This window comes from Mesorhizobium sp. M8A.F.Ca.ET.202.01.1.1 (genome assembly GCF_004791595.1).
GTDB lineage: Bacteria > Pseudomonadota > Alphaproteobacteria > Rhizobiales > Rhizobiaceae > Mesorhizobium.
In genome coordinates this window covers 1-299 of the sequence record NZ_SRUN01000249.1, presented here as the reverse complement: position 1 = coordinate 299, position 299 = coordinate 1, and the positions used below count along the sequence as shown (strand labels likewise).

1 protein-coding gene is annotated in these 299 nt (G+C 57.9%); it reads left to right on the top strand.

The window, feature by feature from the left end; genetic code table 11:
- Positions 1-33: 33 nt before the first annotated feature.
- Positions 34-299, top strand: a 266-nt coding sequence (locus EN845_RS34715; protein WP_245511892.1) for a transporter substrate-binding domain-containing protein, incomplete at its 3' end; no start/stop codon positions are given.

Genomic DNA, 299 nt, shown 5'->3' with positions numbered 1-299 from the left:
AACACACTTCGCTTAATCTGCCTATCCGGCCTGATGGTGGCGGCGGCAATAAGCGTCGCATGGGCCGAGGACGGCGTCTTACGCGTGGGCACCGAAGGCGATGCCCCGCAGTTCAGCATGGCCGACGCCAACGGCAACGTTACCGGCTTCGACGCCGATATCGCCAACGGCATTTGCGCCGAGCTTAAGGTCAAATGCAAATTCGTGGTCCAGACGTTCAGTTCCTTGGTGCCGTCGATGGACAGCGATCGCTTTGATGTCATCATCTCGGGTCTCGGCATCACCAACGAAAGAATGAA